At 62.0% G+C, this 21,172-nt stretch carries 16 protein-coding genes and 1 pseudogene; 10 read left to right on the top strand and 7 right to left on the bottom strand.

The features are described 5' to 3' along the window. Positions 1 to 3 precede the first annotated feature (3 nt). The 4 genes and pseudogenes from PSH94_RS01970 to pilM all read right to left on the bottom strand — a co-directional run. Positions 4 to 1,260, bottom strand: a pseudogene (locus PSH94_RS01970) (type IV pilus secretin PilQ); the annotation flags it as partial. A gap of 139 nt (positions 1,261 to 1,399) precedes the next feature. Further along, positions 1,400 to 2,380, bottom strand: a complete 981-nt coding sequence (locus PSH94_RS01965; RefSeq protein ID WP_305436273.1) for a pilus assembly protein PilP — start codon at positions 2,378 to 2,380, stop codon at positions 1,400 to 1,402. Next, on the bottom strand, positions 2,377 to 2,931 hold the full coding sequence (locus tag PSH94_RS01960) for a PilN domain-containing protein (protein WP_253510060.1): 555 nt from the start codon (positions 2,929 to 2,931) through the stop codon (positions 2,377 to 2,379). The genes PSH94_RS01965 and PSH94_RS01960 overlap by 4 nt, the downstream gene beginning before the upstream one ends. Beyond that, a complete protein-coding gene (pilM, locus tag PSH94_RS01955; RefSeq protein WP_305436272.1) occupies positions 2,928 to 3,581 on the bottom strand; it encodes a type IV pilus biogenesis protein PilM in 654 nt (217 codons plus the stop codon). Before pilM ends, PSH94_RS01960 begins: the two co-directional genes overlap by 4 nt. Positions 3,582 to 3,797: 216 nt before the next feature. Here pilM and PSH94_RS01950 point away from each other — a divergent pair, with 216 nt between their 5' ends. Beyond that, positions 3,798 to 6,263 carry a penicillin-binding protein 1A gene (locus PSH94_RS01950; RefSeq protein ID WP_370694755.1) on the top strand — a complete coding sequence of 822 codons (2,466 nt, stop codon included), beginning with the start codon at positions 3,798 to 3,800 and terminating at the stop codon, positions 6,261 to 6,263. Between the two features lie 144 nt (positions 6,264 to 6,407). On the opposite strand, the gene PSH94_RS01945 is transcribed toward PSH94_RS01950, so the two are convergent. From PSH94_RS01945 to rpmE, 3 genes are all read right to left on the bottom strand, one after another. Continuing rightward, a complete protein-coding gene (locus tag PSH94_RS01945) occupies positions 6,408 to 7,676 on the bottom strand; it encodes a malic enzyme-like NAD(P)-binding protein (protein ID WP_181080348.1) in 1,269 nt (422 codons plus the stop codon). A gap of 181 nt (positions 7,677 to 7,857) precedes the next feature. Then, on the bottom strand, positions 7,858 to 8,664 hold the full coding sequence (locus tag PSH94_RS01940; protein WP_181080347.1) for a thermonuclease family protein: 807 nt from the start codon (positions 8,662 to 8,664) through the stop codon (positions 7,858 to 7,860). A 14-nt stretch (positions 8,665 to 8,678) separates the two neighbouring features. Beyond that, positions 8,679 to 8,912 (bottom strand): 50S ribosomal protein L31, encoded by a 234-nt coding sequence (rpmE, locus tag PSH94_RS01935; protein ID WP_005784030.1) that lies wholly within the window; start codon positions 8,910 to 8,912, stop codon positions 8,679 to 8,681. Between the two features lie 216 nt (positions 8,913 to 9,128). On the opposite strand from rpmE, the gene PSH94_RS01930 reads away from it, so the two are divergent. From PSH94_RS01930 to phaC (PSH94_RS01890), 9 genes are all read left to right on the top strand, one after another. Continuing rightward, positions 9,129 to 11,348, top strand: coding sequence for a primosomal protein N' (locus PSH94_RS01930; RefSeq protein ID WP_253510053.1), 2,220 nt, complete (start codon positions 9,129 to 9,131; stop codon positions 11,346 to 11,348). A gap of 110 nt (positions 11,349 to 11,458) precedes the next feature. Further along, complete coding sequence (argS, locus tag PSH94_RS01925; RefSeq protein WP_253510052.1) at positions 11,459 to 13,195, top strand: arginine--tRNA ligase; 1,737 nt, start codon at positions 11,459 to 11,461, stop codon at positions 13,193 to 13,195. Between the two features lies 1 nt (position 13,196). Next, on the top strand, positions 13,197 to 13,898 hold the full coding sequence (locus PSH94_RS01920; protein ID WP_181080344.1) for an SPOR domain-containing protein: 702 nt from the start codon (positions 13,197 to 13,199) through the stop codon (positions 13,896 to 13,898). A gap of 258 nt (positions 13,899 to 14,156) precedes the next feature. Beyond that, positions 14,157 to 14,687, top strand: a complete 531-nt coding sequence (gene hslV / locus PSH94_RS01915) for an ATP-dependent protease subunit HslV (RefSeq protein WP_003171209.1) — start codon at positions 14,157 to 14,159, stop codon at positions 14,685 to 14,687. 36 nt (positions 14,688 to 14,723) lie between these two features. After that, a complete protein-coding gene (hslU, locus tag PSH94_RS01910; protein ID WP_181080339.1) occupies positions 14,724 to 16,061 on the top strand; it encodes an ATP-dependent protease ATPase subunit HslU in 1,338 nt (445 codons plus the stop codon). Between the two features lie 79 nt (positions 16,062 to 16,140). Then, positions 16,141 to 16,518, top strand: coding sequence for a gamma-butyrobetaine hydroxylase-like domain-containing protein (locus PSH94_RS01905; RefSeq protein WP_253510051.1), 378 nt, complete (start codon positions 16,141 to 16,143; stop codon positions 16,516 to 16,518). A 249-nt stretch (positions 16,519 to 16,767) separates the two neighbouring features. After that, the gene (phaC, locus tag PSH94_RS01900) at positions 16,768 to 18,447 is read left to right on the top strand and encodes a class II poly(R)-hydroxyalkanoic acid synthase (protein ID WP_305436268.1); all 1,680 of its coding nucleotides are present in this window, start codon (positions 16,768 to 16,770) and stop codon (positions 18,445 to 18,447) included. Between the two features lie 84 nt (positions 18,448 to 18,531). Next, on the top strand, positions 18,532 to 19,377 hold the full coding sequence (gene phaZ, locus PSH94_RS01895) for a poly(3-hydroxyalkanoate) depolymerase (RefSeq protein WP_285427694.1): 846 nt from the start codon (positions 18,532 to 18,534) through the stop codon (positions 19,375 to 19,377). Between the two features lie 88 nt (positions 19,378 to 19,465). Next, positions 19,466 to 21,148, top strand: a complete 1,683-nt coding sequence (gene phaC / locus PSH94_RS01890) for a class II poly(R)-hydroxyalkanoic acid synthase (protein WP_305436267.1) — start codon at positions 19,466 to 19,468, stop codon at positions 21,146 to 21,148. Positions 21,149 to 21,172 lie beyond the last annotated feature (24 nt).

Here is a 21,172-nt window from a genome sequence, read left to right as displayed (position 1 = left end):
GAATCAACGACTCACAGCAATCGCCTGGTTATTCATAATACGCGGAGTCAGGAATACCAGCAGCTCGGATTTTTTCTCCGCCAGCACATCGCGCCGGAAAAGGCGGCCAAGATACGGCACATCGCCCAAAAATGGCACTTTATCTACCACTTTGCTTTGGGTATTGGAGAAAACTCCGCCGATCACAATGGTCTCGCCATCCTTGACCAACACCTTGGCGTTGACCTCGTTTTTCTTGATCGGTGGTACGTCGTTGAGCCTGTTGAGATAGTCCGGCTCATCCTTGGTGACTTTCACTTCCATGATCACCCGGTCATCAGGGGTGATCTGAGGGGTCACTTCCAACGACAGCGAGGCCTCCTTGAACGACACCGACGTGGCGCCACTGGAGCTGGACTCCTGGTACGGAATCTCGGTGCCCTTAAGGATGCGCGCGGTCTCCTTGTCGGAGGTCACGACCTTGGGCTGGGAAACGATCTCGCCGTTGCCGGTCTTTTCCATGGCCGTCAGTTCCAGGTCCAGCAGCACATTGTCGGTGATGTAAGCCACACCCAGGCCGGACGCGCCGGCTATTGCGCCGAGGTCGACAAACGGTGAGCCGGGCGGATTTTCCGGCGGTTCTACGCCATCGGGCAGGGGCTTTGGAATGCCACCGGCCTGCCAGTTGCCGCGATTGAGCCGTCCGCCCCAGCGTGCTCCCAGGCTTTTGTCGTAATCGACGTTGGCCTCCACGATCCGCGCTTCGATCATGACCTGCCGCACGGGGATATCCAACTGCGCCACGATGCGCCGCAGCTCGTCGAGCCGCTCGCCGGTCTGGTAGGCGATGATGTTGTTGGTGCGCTCATCCACCGCCACCGAACCGCGTTCGTCGGTGGCCCCTTCAAGGCCGGTCACCGACTGGAACAGCCTGGCCAGATCGGCTGCCTTGGCATAATTGACCTGCAACAGCTCCCGCCGCAGCGGTGTGAGGTTGGCTATCTGCCTGCGCGACTCCAGCGTCAGCAGTTCGCGGGCTGCCAATTCCTCGGCGGGCGCTACCAGCAATACGCCGGCGTGAATGCGCTTATCCAACCCCTTGGTCTGTAACACCAGCTCCAGCGCCTGATCCCAGGGCACATCTTTGAGGCGCAGTGTGATCGAACCCTGGACGTCATCGCTGGCGACCAGGTTAAGGCCGGCCACATCGGCAATCTGCTGCAATACCGCGCGCAGCTCTATGTTCTGGAAGTTGAGCGTGAGCTTGTCGCCGCTGTAGGCACCCGCCATGGCCCCACCCGGCGGCGGCAGTTGAATAAGATCTATACGGTTGGGCACAGCGGCAGCCATCGGTGCTGTGAACGCTATCCATAGCGCCACACCGAAGGACGAGAAAGTCCTTTTCATTTGTTCGATTCCGTTATGAGTTGACGTTCAACACGAGGGTTCTGGGGCGCTCCAGCCACGCACCCTGTTTATCGGGAAACAGCTCGACCACTTCAATATGGCTGTCATGAATAGCCGTAACGCGCCCGTGGTCCGGCCCGAGATAATCGCCCAGCGCCAGGCGATACACATCGGTCGCCACGCGCAACAGCGCGAAGGTCTGCGCGCCTCGCGCGAGCGTGCCGACCATCTGGAAGCGCTCCAGCGCCTGGCGCTCCAGAGGGCCTCTGGGCCGCTCCAGATCCGGCGCAGGCGCACGCCGCCCAGGCCTATGCTCAACCTGCAAGGTCGACGGCTGGAACGGATCGCGCAAACCGGCCCCTTGATAGACAAAGGACGCGCCTTGTGGCAGTCGTCGCTCACGCACCGGAGCCCCAACGGCGGCCTGATCACGCCGGTACGTCTTGACCAGCAGATCGAGGCGCAATAATCGGCCCTCACGCTGCACGTCCATCTCATGCACCGTGGTAAGTCGCGAAAGCCCTTCAACGGCGCTCATAAACATGGCCAGATCGTGATAGGCACCCGTGACGCCGATCTGCACCGGCTGCGCGGTATACAGCGGCGCCGGCTGTTCCTCCAGCGGAGCCACCCTTTCGACTAACACGCCATTGGCCAGCGCCAACCGCGCGATATCCTCCAGCAGGCCGGGCATTTCGGACCCGCCGGGCAACAGCCGTAACAGTGCATCGGCCTCGGCCTGCATCACCTGGAGCTGCCGCGCACGCACGTCACGGCTGGCCGCTACGGCGCTCTGCTGCGCGAGTTGCTGGCGAAGAATCCCCTCCTGCGCCTGTGCCTGATGCAACCGAGCCCGTGCAGGACTCAAGAGCATCCATTCACCCACAGCCAGCACTGCACCGGCCAGGAGGCAGCCGAGCAAGAGCTTGCCAGGCAAGGGCCATTTTGCAGCGTGGTAAGAGAGTGCGCCGAGTTCGAGCCTGGGCAGGCTCATGGCTGGGCCTCGGAGGATTCTCCCTGGCGCACCATCAATTGAAATTCGTTATCACCGCTCGCACCTTCGGTGCGCACGTGCTGCAGGCGCGCTGTGTGGACGCCTTGCGACACCTCCAGCCGGCGCATCAGTTGGGCAATGTCCTGGCTGGATTCGGCACTGCCGCGAATACTCACCGTATCGCCTTTGGCCACTACTTCATGCAGATGCACCCCATCCGGCACCGCACGCGCCAGTTGGTCCAGTAACTGGGCGCCGGAAGAGCGACCATTGTGCAAGTCCTGCACGATCTTCATTCGCTCGGCCAACTGCTGGCTTTGCGCCTCCAGGTCGTCAAGGGTCTTGATGCTGGAATCCTGAAGAGCGAGATCTTTGTCCAGGTGATTATTACGCGTCACCTGCCGATCTATGGCCTGGTCAATGACCTGGTCCGCCAGCCACACAACCACCAACGCCACGCAGACGAACACCAGCATCAACACCATAAAGTAGCGGCGTCGCCGCTCGGCCCGAGCCTGGCGCCAGGGCAAAAGATTGATACGTGTCTTCAAGCGAAACTCCTCAGGGCCAGTCCGCAGGCGATTCCCATTCCTTGGGCATCCATGGCCCATTGTGCACCATCGACTCGATGGCCCGACGTGAAGCTGGCGAAATCCTGACTGCTCGCGCGCGCCATTGCAAACGCTTCAACATCGACCACCGCCGGCACCAGCCCAGCCATGGCCAGAACGGCCTCCCGGGCCTCCACATGTTCCTTCAGGCACGCCGCCAGCAATACCTCGACCCGTGCCGGGTCAGCAGCCGAGCGCCCCTGGACTTGAAAGTCGAAGGCCATGTCATCCAACGGGTATGGAATGTACTGCTCTGCCTCCCTCTCGACCACGCCCGCCATCTCTTCCTCCGCGAGCCCGGCCTCCAGCTCGATCAATCGCGTGAGGACCGATGGGCCCGACACCGCCACTGCAGCGCGCCTGGACGTTGCCTGAACCCTGGGCAGCGCCGCGCGCAGGGCCTGCCCGATGCCTTCGAAGTCCAAAAAAGCGCCCTCCACCACCGCCCGGGCGGGCAACCCGTGGATGGCATACCCTGCGACGCTGTAACCAGCGGGATCGAGCCGCAACTCGACGAGCCTGATGGCCGTGTCGCTGATATCGATGCCCAGCAAGGTGTCGACTTTTCGCCTGAATAATCCTTTTCTCATAAAACTCCCCAAAACTTTCCCTGTCATACCGCCTGGTTGCCTGACACCGTGCATTCGGTCGCCTTGTTGCAGAGGCGCGAATGACGCCCCAGGCCGAAAATGCTTTAATGCCCAGCGTTTTTTCCCGCTTTTATCTGCAGCTCGGGTTGATCCATCGTTCGCCATGCATGCCCCGACGCCTAACCCATTCTTTTCTCTGGAAATCCAAAAGCCTTGATTCGTCTGCTGAAGTTTTTCGGGTACTCCATTGTCGCCATCGTCTGCGGGCTCTTGCTCGTGCTCAGCGGGGCGTATCTCTACCTTAGTCCGGGTTTACCGTCGGTAGAGGCCCTCAGAAGTATCCAGTTGCAGATTCCTCTGCGGGTCTACAGCAGCGATGAAAAACTGATCGCGGAGTTCGGCGAAATGCGCCGCACACCGATCCGTTTTGCCGACATTCCGCCCAATTTCATCAGCGCCCTGCTGTCGGCCGAGGACGATAATTTTGCCAACCACTATGGCGTCGACCCCAGCAGCCTGGTGCGCGCCGCGACACAGTTGGTAAAAAGCGGACATATTCAATCCGGCGGCAGCACCATCACCATGCAGGTGGCGAAGAACTTCTTCCTCACCAGCGAGCGCAGTTTTTCACGCAAGGCCACCGAGATCCTCCTGGCCCTGCAGATCGAGCGCCAGCTGACCAAGGACGAGATCCTCGAGCTGTACGTGAACAAGATCTACCTGGGCAACCGCGCCTACGGCATCGAAGCCGCGTCCCAGGTGTACTACGGCAAGTCCATCCGCGACGCCAGCCTGGCGCAGATGGCCATGATCGCCGGCTTGCCCAAGGCTCCGTCGCGCTTCAACCCCCTGGCCAACCCGGCACGCAGCAAAGAGCGTCGCGACTGGATCCTGGGACGCATGTACAAGCTGGGCAAGATTTCCCAGAGTGCTTACGAAAGCGCCGTGGCCGAGCCGCTGAATGCCAGCTATCACGTGCCGACGCCGGAAGTGAATGCACCGTATATCGCCGAAATGGCCCGCGCCGAGATGGTCGGTCGCTACGGCAGCGACGCCTACACCGAAGGCTTTCGCGTGACCACTACCGTTCCGAGCGATTTGCAGGAAATTGCCAACGATTCGGTGCATTCCGGGTTGGTTGCCTACGACCAGCGTCACGGCTACCGCGGCCCCGAATCACGCCTGCCAGGCAAGACCCTGAGCGCCTGGACCGCAGAGTTGGGTAAACAGCGCCCGATCAGCGGCCTGGAGCCGGCCATTGTCACCCAGGTCAAGAAAGACGGCCTGCAAGTGCTCACCCGTACCGGCGAAGCCCACGTGGCCTGGGACAGCATGAAATGGGCGCGCCCCTTCCTGAATACCAACAGCATGGGCGCCATGCCCAAGCAGCCATCGGACGTCGCGCAGGTGGGCGACCTGATCCGTGTGCAACGCCAGAAGGACGACAGCCTGAAATTCAGCCAGGTGCCATTGGCCCAGGGCGCGCTGGTATCGCTGGACCCGCAGAACGGTGCGATTCGCGCCCTGGTCGGCGGCTTCGCGTTCGAACAGAGCAACTACAACCGCGCCACCCAGGCCAAGCGCCAACCGGGTTCGAGTTTCAAACCGTTCATCTACAGCGCCGCGCTGGATAACGGCTACACGGCTGCCAGCCTGGTCAACGATGCGCCAATCGTGTTTGTCGACGAGTACCTGGACAAGGTCTGGCGCCCGAAGAACGACACCAACACCTTCCTCGGTCCGATCCGTATCCGTGAAGCGCTGTACAAGTCGCGCAACCTTGTGTCGATCCGCCTGCTGCAGGCCATGGGCGTCGGCAAGACCATCGACTACATCACGCGCTTTGGCTTCAACAAGTCAGACCTGCCGCCGAACCTGTCGCTGGCGCTCGGCACCGCCACCCTCACGCCGATGGAAATCGCCACCGGCTGGAGCACCTTTGCCAACGGCGGCTACAAGATCACGCCGTACCTGATCGACAAGATCGAAAGCCGCAACGGCGACACCCTCTTCACCGCAAACCCGCCACGCGTTCCGGGCGATGTGGTCAACGGTGTGGCGGCCACTGAGGGCCTGGCCGCGCCGAGCCACGGCGGCATCACCATCGAGCCAACACCCGGCACGACTCCGGCAGCCGCCAACCCCAGCGCCCCCAGCGAACCGCAGGCACCGGCTGTGGCCGAGCGCGTGGTGGATGGCCGTACCACCTACATCCTCAACAGCATCCTGGAAGATGTGATCAAGAAGGGCACCGGCCGCCGCGCCCTGGCCCTGGGCCGCGCGGATATCGCGGGCAAGACCGGTACTACCAACGAATCCAAGGACGCCTGGTTCTCCGGCTACAACGGCGACTACGTCACCACGGTGTGGACCGGCTATGACCAACCGGAAAGCCTCGGTCGCCGTGAGTTCGGCGGCACCGTCGCGCTGCCGATCTGGATGAGCTACATGGGCGCAGCCTTGAAGGACAAGCCGCTGCACACCCAGCCGGAACCGGAAGGCATCCTCAGCCTGAGGATCGACCCGGTGAGTGGCCGTGCGGCCTCGCCAAGCACGCCGAATGCGTACTTCGAACTGTTCAAGAGCGAAGACACGCCGCCGTCGGTCAACGAACTGGGCAATGGCGTCGTGCCGGGCAGCCCGCTGCCGGCGGATGAAGGCGCGCCGATCGATCTCTTTTAGAGAGCGGCAAGCTGTCAGCTACAAGCGGCAAGTTAAGAGCTGCGATGTGCCGTTCTTGAACTTGTCGCTTGCAGCTTGAAACTTCCCCATAAAAAAACCCGGCGTTCTTAGCCGGGTTTTTTTATGGGTCTACGGGTCTACGGCTTAGCCGTTGAACACATCATCCACGCTCTGCAGCGGGTAGTTCTTCGGATACGGCAGGGTCGCCACACCGGTCTCGATCGCAGCCTTGGCCACGGCGTCGGAGATCAGGGTGATCAGGCGCTTGTCCATTGGTTTCGGGATGATGTACTCACGTCCGAATTCCAGCTTGGCGCCACCGTAGGCGTCGCACACGTCCTGAGGCACCGGCAGCTTGGCCAGCTCACGCAGGGCGTTGGCGGCCGCTACTTTCATTTCTTCGTTGATGCGCTTGGCGCGAACGTCCAGGGCACCACGGAAGATGAACGGGAAGCCCAATACGTTGTTGACCTGGTTCGGGTAGTCCGAACGGCCGGTGGCCATGATCACGTCGCTGCGGGTGGCGTGAGCCAGTTCCGGCGCGATTTCAGGGTCCGGGTTGGAGCAGGCGAACACGATCGGGTTGGCCGCCATGGACTTGAGGCCTTCGGCGCTCAGCAGGTTCGGGCCGGACAGGCCGACGAATACGTCAGCGCCGTTCAGCGCGTCAGCCAGGGTGCGCTTGGAGGACGGGTGGGCAAACATCGCCTTGTACTGGTTCAGGTCGGTACGCTCGGACTGGATAACGCCCTTGCTGTCGACCATGTAGATGTTTTCCAGCTTGGCGCCCATGCTGACGATCAACTTCATGCAGGAGATGGCCGCCGCACCGGCACCCAGGCAGACGATCTTGGCGTCAGCCAGGGTTTTGCCGGCGATTTCCAGCGCATTGATCATGCCGGCCGCGGTCACGATCGCGGTGCCGTGCTGGTCATCGTGGAATACCGGAATGTCGCACTGTTCGATCAGGGCCTTTTCGATCTCGAAGCACTCAGGCGCCTTGATGTCTTCCAGGTTGATGCCACCGAAGGTGATGGAAATGCGCTTGACCGTGTCGATGAAGGCCTGCGGGCTTTCGGAATCGACTTCGATGTCGAACACGTCGATGCCGGCAAAGCGCTTGAACAGCACGCCTTTACCTTCCATGACCGGCTTGGATGCCAATGGGCCGAGGTTGCCCAGGCCGAGAATCGCGGTGCCATCGGAAATTACTGCAACCAGGTTGCCTTTGCCGGTGTACTTGTACGCCAGCTCGGGGTCGCGAGCGATTTCACGTACGGGCTCGGCCACGCCAGGGCTGTAAGCCAGCGACAGGTCGCGGGCGGTGGCGGTGGCTTTGGTGAGCTCTACACTCAGCTTTCCTGGACGAGGATGGGCATGATATTCGAGAGCGGCAGTTTTCAAATCAGACATATCGGCATTCCGCTTTTACTGTTGGTCGACGGACCGCCGAGGATACGCGTGTCGCAAAGTCCCTACAAGACTGGGCAGTCACCGGTGTCAAGACCCCAAAGCGCCGTACTTTGGTCTAAGGCCACGAGATACAAGGGCTTGACTGTTCACAATCCACTTAAAAAATGTCTACAACTTTTTATCAGCGATGCACTTTCAGCATGCCGGGATCGGTCAGTGGCAATAACCAACGCGCCTGATGAGTTTTAATGCCACCGCGCCGGGCGCGATCCTGCACCCAGCCTCGAGCCTCGACGGTCTCGCCCTGCAGATTCTTCAGCAGGCGACTGTCGAAGTGCCCGGCCAGATCGGGCGCAATGCGTAATACCAATGAGCCCTGCAACTCGATCCAGATTCCGCCACGGTTGCGTTCGATACCGCGAACTTGCCCACTGATCACGGCGAATCCGGAACGTTTGACGTGTGCCACCGTGCGCACCGGCGATTGGCGCCACAACCCCTTTTGCGCATTGCGCGCGCTGGCTTCGGCAGCCTGCTGGCATGTCACCAGGTCGACATTCGGCGCGACCGCGACCTGAAACCCCAGGCCGTCGGCGAGCAACTGCGCTTCCAGGTTGCGGCCATCGGCGCCGTATAGATGCGCCAGGGTTCGCCCGTAGCGATCCTTGGCCTCGCGTCCCGGCACCAGGCCGACCCGCCCGCCACTGGCCTGCACCAACGCCTGCAGACGCTGGCGCGCGGCGACAGCGAACGGCTCGTCAGGGCGCCCCTTCTGGCCGATTTCCGGCGCATTGAGGCCAATCATGCGCACGCTGCGACCATCGCTGAGACGCACGGTGTCGCCATCCACCACCCGCGCCACCTGCACCTGCACCAAGGACGCCGGCGCGCTGCAAAAGGCCTGCGCTTGAACGGCCGACAGCCAAATCCCAGGCACAAAAAAGGCGCCCACAAGGGACGCCTTCTTCAACCACAGGTAAAAGCCCATAAGGCTTTTGAACCTTACTCTGCTGGAGTAGCAGCAGGCTTCTTGCCGAAAGCACCAAAGCGATCTGCGAAGCGCTGTACACGGCCGCCGGTGTCCAGAGTTTTCTGCTTACCGGTGTAGAACGGGTGGCACTCGTTGCATACGTCAGTACCCAGTGGCTTGCACAGGTTCGAACGAGTTTCGAACTTGTTGCCGCAGCTGCAGGTCACTTCGATGGTTTCGTACGCTGGATGGATATCGGCTTTCATGGTGACTTCCTCGGGCTAGCGTGCCGCCACTCGACACTATTGTCGAATACCGCACGTAATTAGGCCGCGGATTCTACCAGACCTTTGTAATCGCGCAAGCGGCCCCTATGCCAGAAAAGCCCCTTTCATCAGAAAACCACGGCATACCCATTAACGCCCTCCTCTGCTAGGCTCGCGCCCCTGCGCCACCGCCTGCCTTTATAAGAGACTCCCCGCGTGCCCGACGCCATTTTGCGCCTCGCCCTGCCCTCGCCCCTGCGCCGCCTGTTCGATTACCGTGCGCCGGCCGGCGTGCTGCGTGCGCAGTTGCAGCCGGGGATGCGCGTGCGTGTGCCGTTCGGCCGTCGGGAAATGATCGGGATCCTGGTGGAAGTGGCCGACCACAGCGAGGTGCCGGCCGAGAAACTCAAGCCGGCCGTGGCGATCCTCGACGCCACCCCGCCGCTGCCGCCTGCGCTGTTCAAGCTATGCCTGTGGACCGCGCAGTATTACCAGCACAGCCTGGGCGATACCTTGAGCTGGGCGCTGCCGGTTCTGCTGCGCCAGGGCGAACTGGCCGAGGCGCGCCAGGAACGTTTCTGGTCGACGGTGCCCGGCGCGCGCCTGGACGACCCACGCATCGCCCGCGCCCCGCGCCAGCGTGAAGCCCTGGCGACGCTGGCTCAACACCCCCATGGCGTGGCGCATCAATTGTTGAGCAAGCTAATGCTGAGCAAGGACAGCCTCGACCTGCTGCTCGCCAAAGGCCTGGTGCAGGTGGAAATCCGCAAGCATGCCCCCGACGCCCGCCACGAACACTGGCTGGCCCAGCCGGAACTGCCGTTGAATGCCGAGCAGCGTGCCGCCTATGAAGCGATTCGCGCCGGCTTCGACAGCTTCCATGCGTTCCTGCTGGCCGGCGTGACCGGCAGTGGCAAGACCGAAGTTTATCTGCAACTGATCCGTGAAACCCTGCAGGCCGGCAAACAAGCCCTGGTGCTGATCCCGGAGATCAACCTCGGCCCACAAACCCTGGCCCGCTTCGAACAACGCTTCAATGCACGCATTGCCCTGGTGCATTCGGCGGTCAACGACCGTGAGCGCCTGGAGTCCTGGCTGGCGGCGCGGGACGGCGAGGCCGATATCATTATCGGCACCCGTTCGGCGCTGTTCACGCCAATGAAAAACCCTGGGCTGATCATCATCGACGAGGAGCACGACGGCTCCTATAAACAGCAGGAAGGCCTGCGCTACCACGCCCGCGACCTGGCGTTGGTGCGCGCGCGCCAGGAAGACATTCCGATTGTGCTGGGTTCGGCCACGCCATCGCTGGAGAGCCTGCACAACGCCTACACCGGCCGTTACGGACTCCTGCGCTTGAATGAGCGAGCCGGTGGCGCCAAACAACCACGTTTCCTGCGGTTGGACGTGAAAAGTCGCCCACTGGACAGCGGCATTTCCGGGCCGATGCAGCAAGCCATCGGCCAGACCCTCGCCGCCGGCCAGCAGGTGCTGGTGTTCCTCAACCGCCGCGGGTTTGCCCCCACCCTGCTGTGCCATGACTGCGGCTGGATGTCCGAGTGCGAACGCTGCGATGCGCGCATGACCGTGCATCAGCGCTACGGCGAGTTGCGTTGCCATCACTGCGGCCACGTGGAACGGGTGCCACGCCACTGCCCGCAATGCGGCAAAGTGGACCTGCGACCGGTCGGCGCGGGTACCGAGCGCGCCGAGGAGCGCCTGGGCATTCTGTTCCCTGACTACCCGGTGCTGCGGGTCGACCGCGACAGCACCTCGCGCAAGGACGCGATGAACCAGCTGTTCGCCACGATCCAGAAGGGCCAGCCGTGCATCCTCGTGGGCACGCAGATGCTCGCCAAGGGTCATCACTTCCCTCGGGTGACGCTGGTGTCGATCCTGGACGCCGACGGCGGCCTGTTTTCCGGGGATTTCCGTGCCAGCGAACGCATGGCCCAGTTGATCGTGCAAGTCGCCGGCCGCGCGGGACGCGCCGAGGAGCCTGGGCGAGTGATCATCCAGACGCACCTGGCCGACCATCCGTTGCTGATCCAGCTGACCGAACAAGGTTATTTTGCCTTTGCCGAACAGGCCCTGAGCGAGCGTCGTTCCGCCGGCCTGCCGCCATTCGCGCACTTGGCGCTGCTGCGCGCCGAGGCTCATAAACCCGGGCAGGCCGAAGGTTTTCTGGATGAAGCCTGCAGCGCCGCCGAACGTTTGCTCGGCGAGCTGGGTCTGACCGGCATCGAACTGCTCGGCCCGGTGCCCGCGCCCATGGAACGCCGCGCCGGACGTTATCGTGCTCAACTGCTTTTGCAGGCAACGTCACGTGCGCCCTTGCATCGCCTGTTAAGTAGCTGGTTACTTGCGCTGGAGCAAATGCCAAGCGGTCGCCAGGTGAGATGGTCGTTGGACGTAGACCCGGTAGATTTGTATTAAGCCTGGCCACAGGTCCCGCGAAGGTTGGCAAGCCCGCCCCCGCCACGGATAATGCCCAGTTTTTCCACCTGCGCATCGCGCGCCGCCGCTTGCGGTCGAAAGAGAACACCATGAAAGACACCATTCGCCAGCTGATCCAACAAGCCCTCACCCAACTCGTCAACGAAGGTGTGTTGCCTGAAGGCCTGACGCCGGCGATCCAGGTGGAGAACACCCGTGACAAGACCCACGGCGACTTCGCCAGCAATATTGCGATGATGCTGGCCAAGCCGGCCGGCATGAAGCCACGCGACCTGGCGGAGAAAATCATCGCCGCCCTGCCCGCCGACCCGCAGGTGAGCAAGGCCGAGATCGCAGGCCCGGGCTTTATCAATATCTTCCAGAACACCCAGGCCCTGGCCTCGCGCCTGGACGCCGCGCTGGCCGATGCCCGTATCGGCGCGCGCAAGGCCGGCGACACCCAACGCGTGGTCATCGACCTGTCGGCGCCCAACCTGGCTAAAGAGATGCACGTCGGCCACCTGCGCTCGACCATCATCGGCGACGGCGTGGCACGGGTGCTGGAGTTCCTCGGCGACACCGTGATTCGCCAGAACCACGTCGGCGACTGGGGTACCCAGTTCGGCATGCTGATGGCCTACCTGCAGGAAAATCCGATCACCAGCAATGAGCTGTCGGACCTGGAAAACTTCTACCGCGCCGCCAAGAAGCGCTTCGACGAATCCGAAGCGTTCGCCGACCGCGCCCGTGGCCTGGTGGTCAAGCTGCAGGCCGGCGACGAGGAATGCCTGGACCTGTGGAATCGCTTCCGCGATATCTCGCTGTCCCACTGCCAGGAAATCTACGAGCTGCTCAACGTCAAGCTGACCATGGCCGACGTAATGGGCGAGAGCGCCTATAACGACGACCTGATCAATGTGGTCAACGACCTCAAAGCCAAGGGTTTGCTGGTGGAGAGCAACGGCGCGCAGTGCGTGTTCCTCGAAGAATTCAAGACCGCCGACGGCGAGCCGCTGCCGGTGATCATCGTCAAGGCCGACGGCGGCTATCTGTACGCCACCACCGACCTGGCGGCCGTGCGCTACCGCAGCGGCGTGCTCAAGGCGGACCGTGCGCTGTACTTCGTCGACCAGCGCCAGGCCCTGCACTTCCAACAGGTGTTCGAGGTGGCACGCCGCGCCGGGTTCGTCACCCACCCGATGCACATGGAACACATGGGCTTCGGCACCATGAACGGCGCCGACGGCCGACCGTTCAAGACCCGCGATGGCGGCACCGTCAAGCTGATCGACCTGCTTAACGAAGCCCAGGAACGGGCCTACAATCTGGTGAAGGAAAAGAACCCGGAGCTGGCCGAGGCCGACTTGCGCAATATCGCCCGCGTAGTAGGCATCGGCGCGGTGAAGTACGCCGACCTGTCCAAGCACCGCACCAGCGACTACAGCTTCAACTTCGACCTGATGCTCAACTTCGAAGGCAACACCGCGCCGTACCTGCTGTATGCCTACACCCGCGTGGCCGGTGTGTTCCGCAAACTGGGCAAGGACTTCAGCCAGGTCGAAGGCCGGATCGTGCTGGACGCGCCCCATGAACAGGACCTGGCCGCCAAGCTGGCGCAGTTCGGCGAAGTGCTGAACAGCGTCGGCGAAAAAGGCACGCCGCATATCCTGTGCACCTATTTGTACGAAGTAGCCGGGTTGTTCTCCAGCTTCTACGAGAACTGCCCGATCCTCACCGCCGACGACGAAGCCCAGAAGCAGAGTCGCCTGCGCCTGGCCGCACTGGCTGGACGGACCCTCAAGCAAGGCCTGGAGTTGTTGGGCCTGGAAACCCTGGAGCGTATGTAAGTTGGCTGCCAAGAAAAAACCTGCACCCAAGCGCGGCGCGAGCCGCTACCAGGCCCCGGCGAAGAAGCCGATCCCGGGCTGGTTGTGGATGGCTATCGGCCTCACGGTCGGTGCGTTTGTGGTGTTTCTGATGAAGCTGGACCCGGGTCAGGGCGATGACGTCAAACGGGTCAAGCAGGAACAGCAGAAAGCCTCGAAGATCGCCGAAGCCAACAAGACCGCCCCGAGCCCGACCGCACCGGTGAAGCCTAAATACGACTTCTATACGCTGCTGCCGGAATCGGAAGTGATCGTCCCGCCCGACGCCGTCCCGGAAAAAACCCTGCCGACGCCGCAAGTGCCGACCACCCCGGTCACCCCGGCCGAAGCCGCCAAGATCGATACCGCACGCGCCCAGGCAGCGCTGGCCGGCATCACCCCGCCGCCGGCACCACCGGTCGCCGAGACCAAGGCGGCACCGGTGACCAAGTTCTTCCTGCAGGCCGGTTCGTTCCCGAAACAGGCGGACGCCGATCGCGTGCGTGCGCAGATCATCCTGCTGGGCCAGACGGTGACCGTGGAGTCCGGCACGGTGAAGGACGCGACCTGGTATCGCGTGCTGGTAGGGCCGTTCAGCAACCGCGAACAGCTGACCGTGGCGCAGAAGCAATTGGCCGGGGCCGGGTTTAGCAACCTGTTGTTACAACAGCGCCAGAGCCGCTGATTTCGAAGACACACCAGCATGAATGTGGGAGAGGGCTTGCCCCCGATAGCGGTAGATCAGTCAATATTTTCGGTGACTGATACACCGCCATCGAGGGCAAGCCCCCTCCCACATTTGGTTTTGCAGTGCTCTGAAATGGGTGTCAGACCGATAAACACCACTCGTCCGCCATAAACCCCCATGGTTGAAATCCCCCCCGCCACCCCCATATGAGTTTCCATCAGGGCATTTTCGCCCCGCTGCGTGGAGACTCTCCCCTTGACCACCATCGTTTCAGTACGTCGCCACGGCAAAGTCGTCATGGGCGGCGACGGCCAGGTTTCCCTGGGTAATACCGTGATGAAAGGCAACGCGAAAAAAGTGCGCCGCCTGTACCACGGCCAGGTGCTCGCCGGTTTCGCCGGTGCCACTGCCGACGCATTCACCCTCTTTGAACGTTTCGAGGGCCAACTGGAAAAACACCAGGGCCACCTCGTGCGCGCCGCCGTCGAGCTCGCCAAAGAATGGCGCACCGACCGCTCACTCAGCCGTCTGGAAGCCATGCTGGCCGTCGCCAACAAAGACGCGTCCCTGATCATTACCGGCAATGGCGATGTGGTCGAGCCCGAGCATGGCCTGATTGCCATGGGCTCCGGCGGGGGCTATGCCCAGGCCGCGGCCAGTGCGCTGTTGAAGAAAACCGACCTGTCGGCACGGGAAATCGTCGAGACCGCCCTGGGTATCGCCGGCGATATCTGCGTGTTCACCAACCACAACCAGACCATTGAGGAGCAGGACCTCGCCGAGTAAGCCGTAGGCTTATTCCGCTTGAGGCCGCCAAACACTATGTCCATGACTCCCCGTGAAATCGTCCATGAACTCAACCGCCATATCATCGGCCAGGACGATGCCAAGCGCGCCGTTGCCATCGCACTGCGTAACCGCTGGCGCCGGATGCAATTGCCCGAAGAATTGCGCGTTGAAGTAACACCCAAGAACATCCTGATGATCGGCCCCACCGGTGTCGGTAAAACCGAAATCGCCCGGCGCCTGGCCAAACTGGCCAACGCCCCGTTCATCAAGGTCGAGGCCACCAAGTTCACCGAAGTGGGCTATGTGGGCCGTGACGTCGAGTCGATCATCCGCGATCTGGCCGACGCCGCGCTGAAGATGCTGCGCGAGCAGGAGATGACCAAGGTCAGCCATCGCGCCGAAGACGCCGCCGAGGAACGCATTCTTGACGCCCTGCTGCCACCGGCGCGCATGGGTTTCAATGAAGACGCCGCACCGGCGTCGGATTCCAACACACGCCAGCTGTTCCGCAAGCGTCTGCGCGAAGGTCAGTTGGATGACAAGGAGATCGAAATCGAAGTAGCCGAAGTGTCCGGCGTCGACATCTCCGCGCCGCCTGGCATGGAAGAAATGACCAGCCAGTTGCAGAACCTGTTCGCCAACATGGGCAAGGGCAAGAAGAAGAGCCGCAAGCTCAAGGTCAAGGAAGCGCTCAAGCTGGTGCGCGACGAGGAAGCCGGGCGCCTGGTGAATGAAGAAGAACTCAAGGCCAAGGCCCTCGAAGCGGTCGAGCAGCATGGCATTGTGTTTATCGACGAGATCGACAAGGTGGCCAAGCGTGGCAACTCCGGCGGCGTCGATGTGTCCCGTGAAGGCGTACAGCGCGACCTGCTGCCGCTGATCGAAGGCTGCACCGTCAATACCAAGCTGGGCATGGTCAAGACCGACCACATCCTGTTCATCGCTTCCGGTGCGTTCCACCTGAGCAAGCCCAGCGATCTGGTGCCGGAGCTGCAGGGTCGCCTGCCGATTCGCGTCGAGCTCAAGGCCCTGACTCCGGGCGACTTCGAGCGCATCCTCAGCGAGCCGCACGCCTCGCTTACCGAGCAATACCGCGAGTTGCTGAAAACCGAAGGGCTGGGCATCGAGTTCCAGGCCGATGGCATCAAGCGCCTGGCGGAGATCGCCTGGCAAGTCAACGAGAAGACCGAGAACATCGGTGCCCGTCGCCTGCACACCCTGCTTGAGCGCCTGCTTGAAGAAGTGTCCTTCAGCGCCGGCGACATGGCGGGCTTGCAGAATGGCGAAGCGATCAAAATCGACGTCGACTACGTCAACAGCCACTTGGGCGAATTGGCGCAGAACGAAGACTTGTCGCGGTACATTCTGTAAGCCGCAAGCTGTAAGCTACAAGCCGCGAGTTGAGCACATTCAACTCGCGGCTTGTAGCTTGCAGCCCAAGGTGTCCCCAATGCCGAAATTCCCCACCGCTGTTAATTTGCACAAAACCTCCAACACCCTCGGCCTCACCTACGGCCCCGATGAGGTCTACCAGTTGCCCGCCGAGTTCCTGCGGGTGCACTCGCCTTCCGCCGAGGTCCAGGGCCACGGCAAACCTATCCTGCAATTCGGCAAGCTGAACGTGCGGCTGACCAAGGTCGAGCCCGCCGGCCAGTACGCACTGAAATTGACCTTCGACGACGGTCACGACAGCGGGCTGTTCACCTGGGACTACCTCTACCAACTGGCCGTGCGTCAGGAAACGTTGTGGGCCGATTATCTCGCCGAACTCAAGGCTGCCGGCAAAACCCGCGACCCGAGTGAATCGGTCGTGCGCCTGATGCTCTAAGTCAGCCGTCTTGCTCTTTAGAGGGCATTTTCTAATTCCATCTGCTTGAATGCCCTGTCTATAGGCCAATGATTGGCCGGCTTGCGAAAAAAATTAAACTCGGGTAACCAATGGAACTGGCAAGTTCCCTGCATTTGACGATGCGGTATCAACGGTCACCCGAGTCGCAGTACCAGGCTTGTGTTGTGTATCGAAACTTGGTGCGCAGCGGTACCCGGTACTCGTCTTTCGGACAATGGAGCGTCGTAGATGAGTAACAAGAACAACGATGACTTGAAACGCCAGGCCTCGGAAAACACCCTGGGGTTGAACCCGATCATCGCGTTACGCAAAAAGGATTTATTGGCCTCGGCGAAGATGGTACTGACCCAAGCCATCAAGCAACCGTTGCACAGCGTCAAGCATGTCGCCCATTTCGGCGTGGAACTGAAAAACGTGATGTTCGGCAAATCGGCGCTGGCGCCGGAAAGCGATGACCGTCGCTTCCACGATCCGGCCTGGAGCCAGAACCCGCTCTACAAACGTTACTTGCAAACCTACCTGGCGTGGCGCAAGGAACTGCACGACTGGATCGGCGACAGCAACCTGTCGGAACAGGACATCAGCCGCGGCCACTTCGTGATCAATCTGATGACCGAAGCCATGGCGCCCACCAACAGTGCGGCCAACCCGGCGGCGGTCAAACGTTTCTTCGAAACCGGCGGCAAGAGCCTGCTCGACGGCCTGTCCCACCTGGCCAAGGACATGGTGCATAACGGTGGCATGCCGAGCCAGGTCAATATGGGCGCCTTCGAAGTGGGCAAGAGCCTGGGCACCACCGAAGGCGCGGTGGTGTTTCGCAACGATGTGCTGGAGCTGATCCAGTACAAGCCCGTCACCGAGCAGGTGCACGAACGCCCGCTGCTGGTGGTACCGCCGCAGATCAACAAATTCTATGTATTCGACTTGAGTCCGGATAAAAGCCTGGCGCGCTTCTGCCTGCGCAACGGCCAGCAGACCTTCATCATCAGCTGGCGCAACCCGACCAAGGCCCAGCGCGAGTGGGGCTTGTCGACCTATATCGAGGCGCTCAAGGAAGCCGTCGATGTGGTCACGGCGATCACCAGCAGCAAGGACATCAACATGCTCGGCGCCTGCTCCGGCGGCATCACCTGCACTGCGCTGCTGGGCCACTACGCGGCGCTGGGCGAGAAGAAAGTCAACGCCCTGACATTGCTGGTAAGCGTACTGGACACCACCCTGGACACCCAGGTCGCGCTGTTTGTCGACGAGCAGACCCTGGAAGCGGCCAAGCGTCACTCCTATCAGGCCGGCGTGCTGGAAGGCCGCGACATGGCCAAGGTGTTCGCGTGGATGCGCCCCAATGACCTGATCTGGAACTACTGGGTCAACAACTACCTGCTGGGTAACGAGCCGCCGGTGTTCGACATCCTGTTCTGGAACAACGACACCACGCGCCTGCCGGCGGCGTTTCACGGCGACCTGATCGAGTTGTTCAAGAACAACCCGCTGGTTCGCCCCAACGCCCTGGAAGTGTGCGGCACGCCGATCGACCTCAAGCAAGTGACCGCCGATATCTACTCCCTGGCCGGCACCAACGACCACATCACCCCATGGCAGTCGTGCTACAAATCGGCGCAGTTGTTTGGGGGCAAGGTGGAGTTCGTGCTGTCCAGCAGCGGACATATCCAGAGCATCCTCAACCCGCCGGGCAACCCCAAGGCGCGCTACCAGACCAGCGATGGCCTGGCAGGCAAGCCGCTGGAATGGCAGGAAAACGCCACCAAGCACACCGATTCGTGGTGGTTGCATTGGCAGGCATGGCAGGCGGAGCGGGCGGGCAAGCTGAAAAAGGCCCCAACGGTATTAGGCAACAAGACGTACGCCGCAGCCGAAGCGGCGCCAGGTACCTATGTGCATGAACGTTAGCTTCAAGCTACAAGCCTCGAGCCGATTGAGTTCAGCTTGAGGCTTGTAGCTTGAAGCTGCCCCTCTAACCCTAAGGGTTCCCCCATGCCGCAACCGTTCATCTTTCGTACCATCGACCTGGATGGCCAGACCATCCGCACGGCGGTACGTCCGGGCAAGCCTCACTTGACGCCATTGCTGATCTTCAACGGCATCGGCGCCAACCTGGAGCTGGTGTTTCCGTTCGTCCAGGCCCTGGACCCGGATCTGGAGGTAATTGCCTTCGACGTTCCTGGGGTGGGCGGCTCCTCGACGCCCAGCCGGCCTTACCGCTTCCCCGGCCTGGCCAAGCTCACCGCGCGCATGCTCGATTACCTCGACTACGGCCAGGTAAACGCAGTCGGGGTGTCCTGGGGTGGCGCGCTGGCTCAGCAGTTCGCCTATGACTACCCGGAGCGCTGCAAGAAGCTGATCCTGGCGGCGACCGCCGCGGGCGCCTTCATGGTACCGGGCAAGCCGAAGGTGCTGTGGCTGATGGCGAGCCCGCGCCGCTATATCCAGCCGTCTCATGTGGTGCGCATCGCGCCGATGATCTACGGCGGCTCATTCCGTCGCGACGCCAAGCTGGCGGCCGAACATGCCAGCAAAGTGCGTTCGGCCGGCAAGCTCGGCTACTACTGGCAACTGTTCGCGGGGCTGGGCTGGACCAGCATCCATTGGCTGCACAAGATCCGCCAGCCCACCCTGGTACTGGCCGGGGACGACGACCCGCTGATCCCACTGATCAATATGCGCATGCTTGCCTGGCGCATTCCCAATGCGCAGCTGCACATCATTGATGACGGCCACCTGTTCCTGATCACCCGCGCAGAGGCGGTGGCGCCGATCATCATGAAATTCCTGGAGGAGGAGCGCCTGCGCGCAGTGATTCACCCAAGACCCGCGGTGTAAGGACCACACCGCCGCGCAACTTGCCAGGAACCGACTATGGTTCTGACTTGGCCTGCGTGTTGATGGTTTGACGAAGGAGTGTTGGCTCATGCGAGAAAGACCCGTGACGAACCCGGCGCCCACCCCTGCCGCGTTCATCAATGCGCAAAATGCGATCACCGGGCTGAGAGGCCGCGACCTGCTGTCGACCCTGCGCAGCGTGGCCGCTCATGGCCTGCGTAACCCGGTGCACACTGCGCGTCACGCCCTCGCCCTGGGCGGCCAGCTGGGCCGCGTCCTGCTCGGCGAGACGGTGCATGAGCCCAACCCCCGCGACGGCCGCTTCGTCGACCCCACCTGGCAACTCAACCCCTTGTATCGGCGCAGCCTGCAGGCGTACCTGAGCTGGCAGAAACAGACCCGGCACTGGATCGACGACAGCACCCTGGGCAACGATGACCGGGCGCGGGCGCACTTTGCCCTGTCGCTGTTCAACGATGCGGTATCGCCCTCCAACACCTTGCTCAATCCGCTGGCGGTCAAAGAGCTGCTCAACTCCGGCGGCAACAGCGTGGTGCGCGGGGTAAGCAACCTGTTCGACGACTTGCTGCACAACAATGGACTGCCGCGCCAAGTCACCAAGCACGCGTTCGAAGTCGGCAAGACCGTTGCCACTACACCCGGCTCGGTGGTGTTTCGCAACGAGCTGCTGGAGCTGATCCAGTACAAACCGATGAGCGAAAAACAGTACGCCAGGCCGCTGCTGATCGTGCCGCCGCAAATCAACAAGTACTACATCTTCGACCTGAGCCCGGCCAACAGCTTTGTGCAGTACGCGCTCAAGAACGGCCTGCAGACGTTTATCGTGAGCTGGCGCAACCCGGATGTGCGGCATCGCGAATGGGGCCTGTCGACCTACGTGGCGGCGCTGGAAGAAGCGCTCAATGTTTGCCGGGCCATCAGCGGTGCGCGCGAGGTCAACCTGATGGGCGCCTGCGCCGGCGGCCTGACCATCGCCGCCCTGCAAGGCCATCTGCAGGCCAAGCGCCAATTGCGGCGTATCTCCAGCGCCAGCTACCTGGTGAGCCTGCTGGACAGCCAGATCGACAGCCCCGCCACGCTGTTCGCCGATGAACAGACCCTGGAAGCCGCCAAGCGTCGGTCCTACCAACAAGGTGTGCTGGACGGGCGCGACATGGCCAAGGTGTTTGCCTGGATGCGCCCCAACGACCTGATCTGGAACTACTGGATCAACAATTACTTGCTGGGCAAGGAACCGCCGGCGTTCGACATCCTGTACTGGAACAACGACAACACACGCCTGCCCGCCGCGCTGCACGGCGACCTGCTGGACTTTTTCAAGCACAACCCGCTCAGCCATCCAGGCGGCCTGGAAGTGTGCGGCACGCCCATCGACCTGCATAAGGTCACCGTGGACAGCTTCAGCGTGGCCGGTATCAACGACCACATCACGCCGTGGGACGCGGTGTATCGCTCCACGCAATTACTGGGCGGTGATCGCCGCTTCGTGCTGTCCAACAGCGGGCATATCCAGAGCATCCTTAACCCGCCGGGCAACCCCAAGGCCAATTACGTCGAAAACCCCAGGCTGAGCAGCGACCCACGCGCCTGGTACTACGACGCCAACCATGTCGAAGGCAGCTGGTGGCCGCAGTGGCTGGACTGGGTACAGCAACGTTCGGGCGTGCAGCGCGACACCCTTACCGCCCTGGGCAACCAGAATTACCCACCGATGGAAGCGGCGCCGGGCACCTATGTGCGGGTGCGCTGAGCTCGACGACAGATTAAGAAGACT

It is taken from the genome of Pseudomonas sp. FP2254 (assembly GCF_030687695.1).
In the GTDB taxonomy this organism is placed as follows: Bacteria; Pseudomonadota; Gammaproteobacteria; order Pseudomonadales; family Pseudomonadaceae; genus Aquipseudomonas; species Aquipseudomonas quebecensis.
This window is presented reverse-complemented; position numbering and strand designations above follow the sequence as displayed.

Excerpts from the sequence above, each read along its gene's own strand:
- PSH94_RS01965 (WP_305436273.1), bottom strand. The coding sequence starts at position 2,380 with ATGAGCCTGCCCAGGCTCGAACTCGGCGCACTCTCTTACCACGCTGCA.
- pilM (WP_305436272.1), bottom strand. The coding sequence starts at position 3,581 with ATGAGAAAAGGATTATTCAGGCGAAAAGTCGACACCTTGCTGGGCATC.
- PSH94_RS01945 (WP_181080348.1), bottom strand. The coding sequence starts at position 7,676 with ATGTCTGATTTGAAAACTGCCGCTCTCGAATATCATGCCCATCCTCGT.
- PSH94_RS01940 (WP_181080347.1), bottom strand. The coding sequence starts at position 8,664 with ATGGGCTTTTACCTGTGGTTGAAGAAGGCGTCCCTTGTGGGCGCCTTT.
- rpmE (WP_005784030.1), bottom strand. The coding sequence starts at position 8,912 with ATGAAAGCCGATATCCATCCAGCGTACGAAACCATCGAAGTGACCTGC.
- argS (WP_253510052.1), top strand. The coding sequence starts at position 11,459 with ATGAAAGACACCATTCGCCAGCTGATCCAACAAGCCCTCACCCAACTC.
- hslU (WP_181080339.1), top strand. The coding sequence starts at position 14,724 with ATGTCCATGACTCCCCGTGAAATCGTCCATGAACTCAACCGCCATATC.
- PSH94_RS01905 (WP_253510051.1), top strand. The coding sequence starts at position 16,141 with ATGCCGAAATTCCCCACCGCTGTTAATTTGCACAAAACCTCCAACACC.
- phaC (WP_305436268.1), top strand. The coding sequence starts at position 16,768 with ATGAGTAACAAGAACAACGATGACTTGAAACGCCAGGCCTCGGAAAAC.
- phaZ (WP_285427694.1), top strand. The coding sequence starts at position 18,532 with ATGCCGCAACCGTTCATCTTTCGTACCATCGACCTGGATGGCCAGACC.
- phaC (WP_305436267.1), top strand. The coding sequence starts at position 19,466 with ATGCGAGAAAGACCCGTGACGAACCCGGCGCCCACCCCTGCCGCGTTC.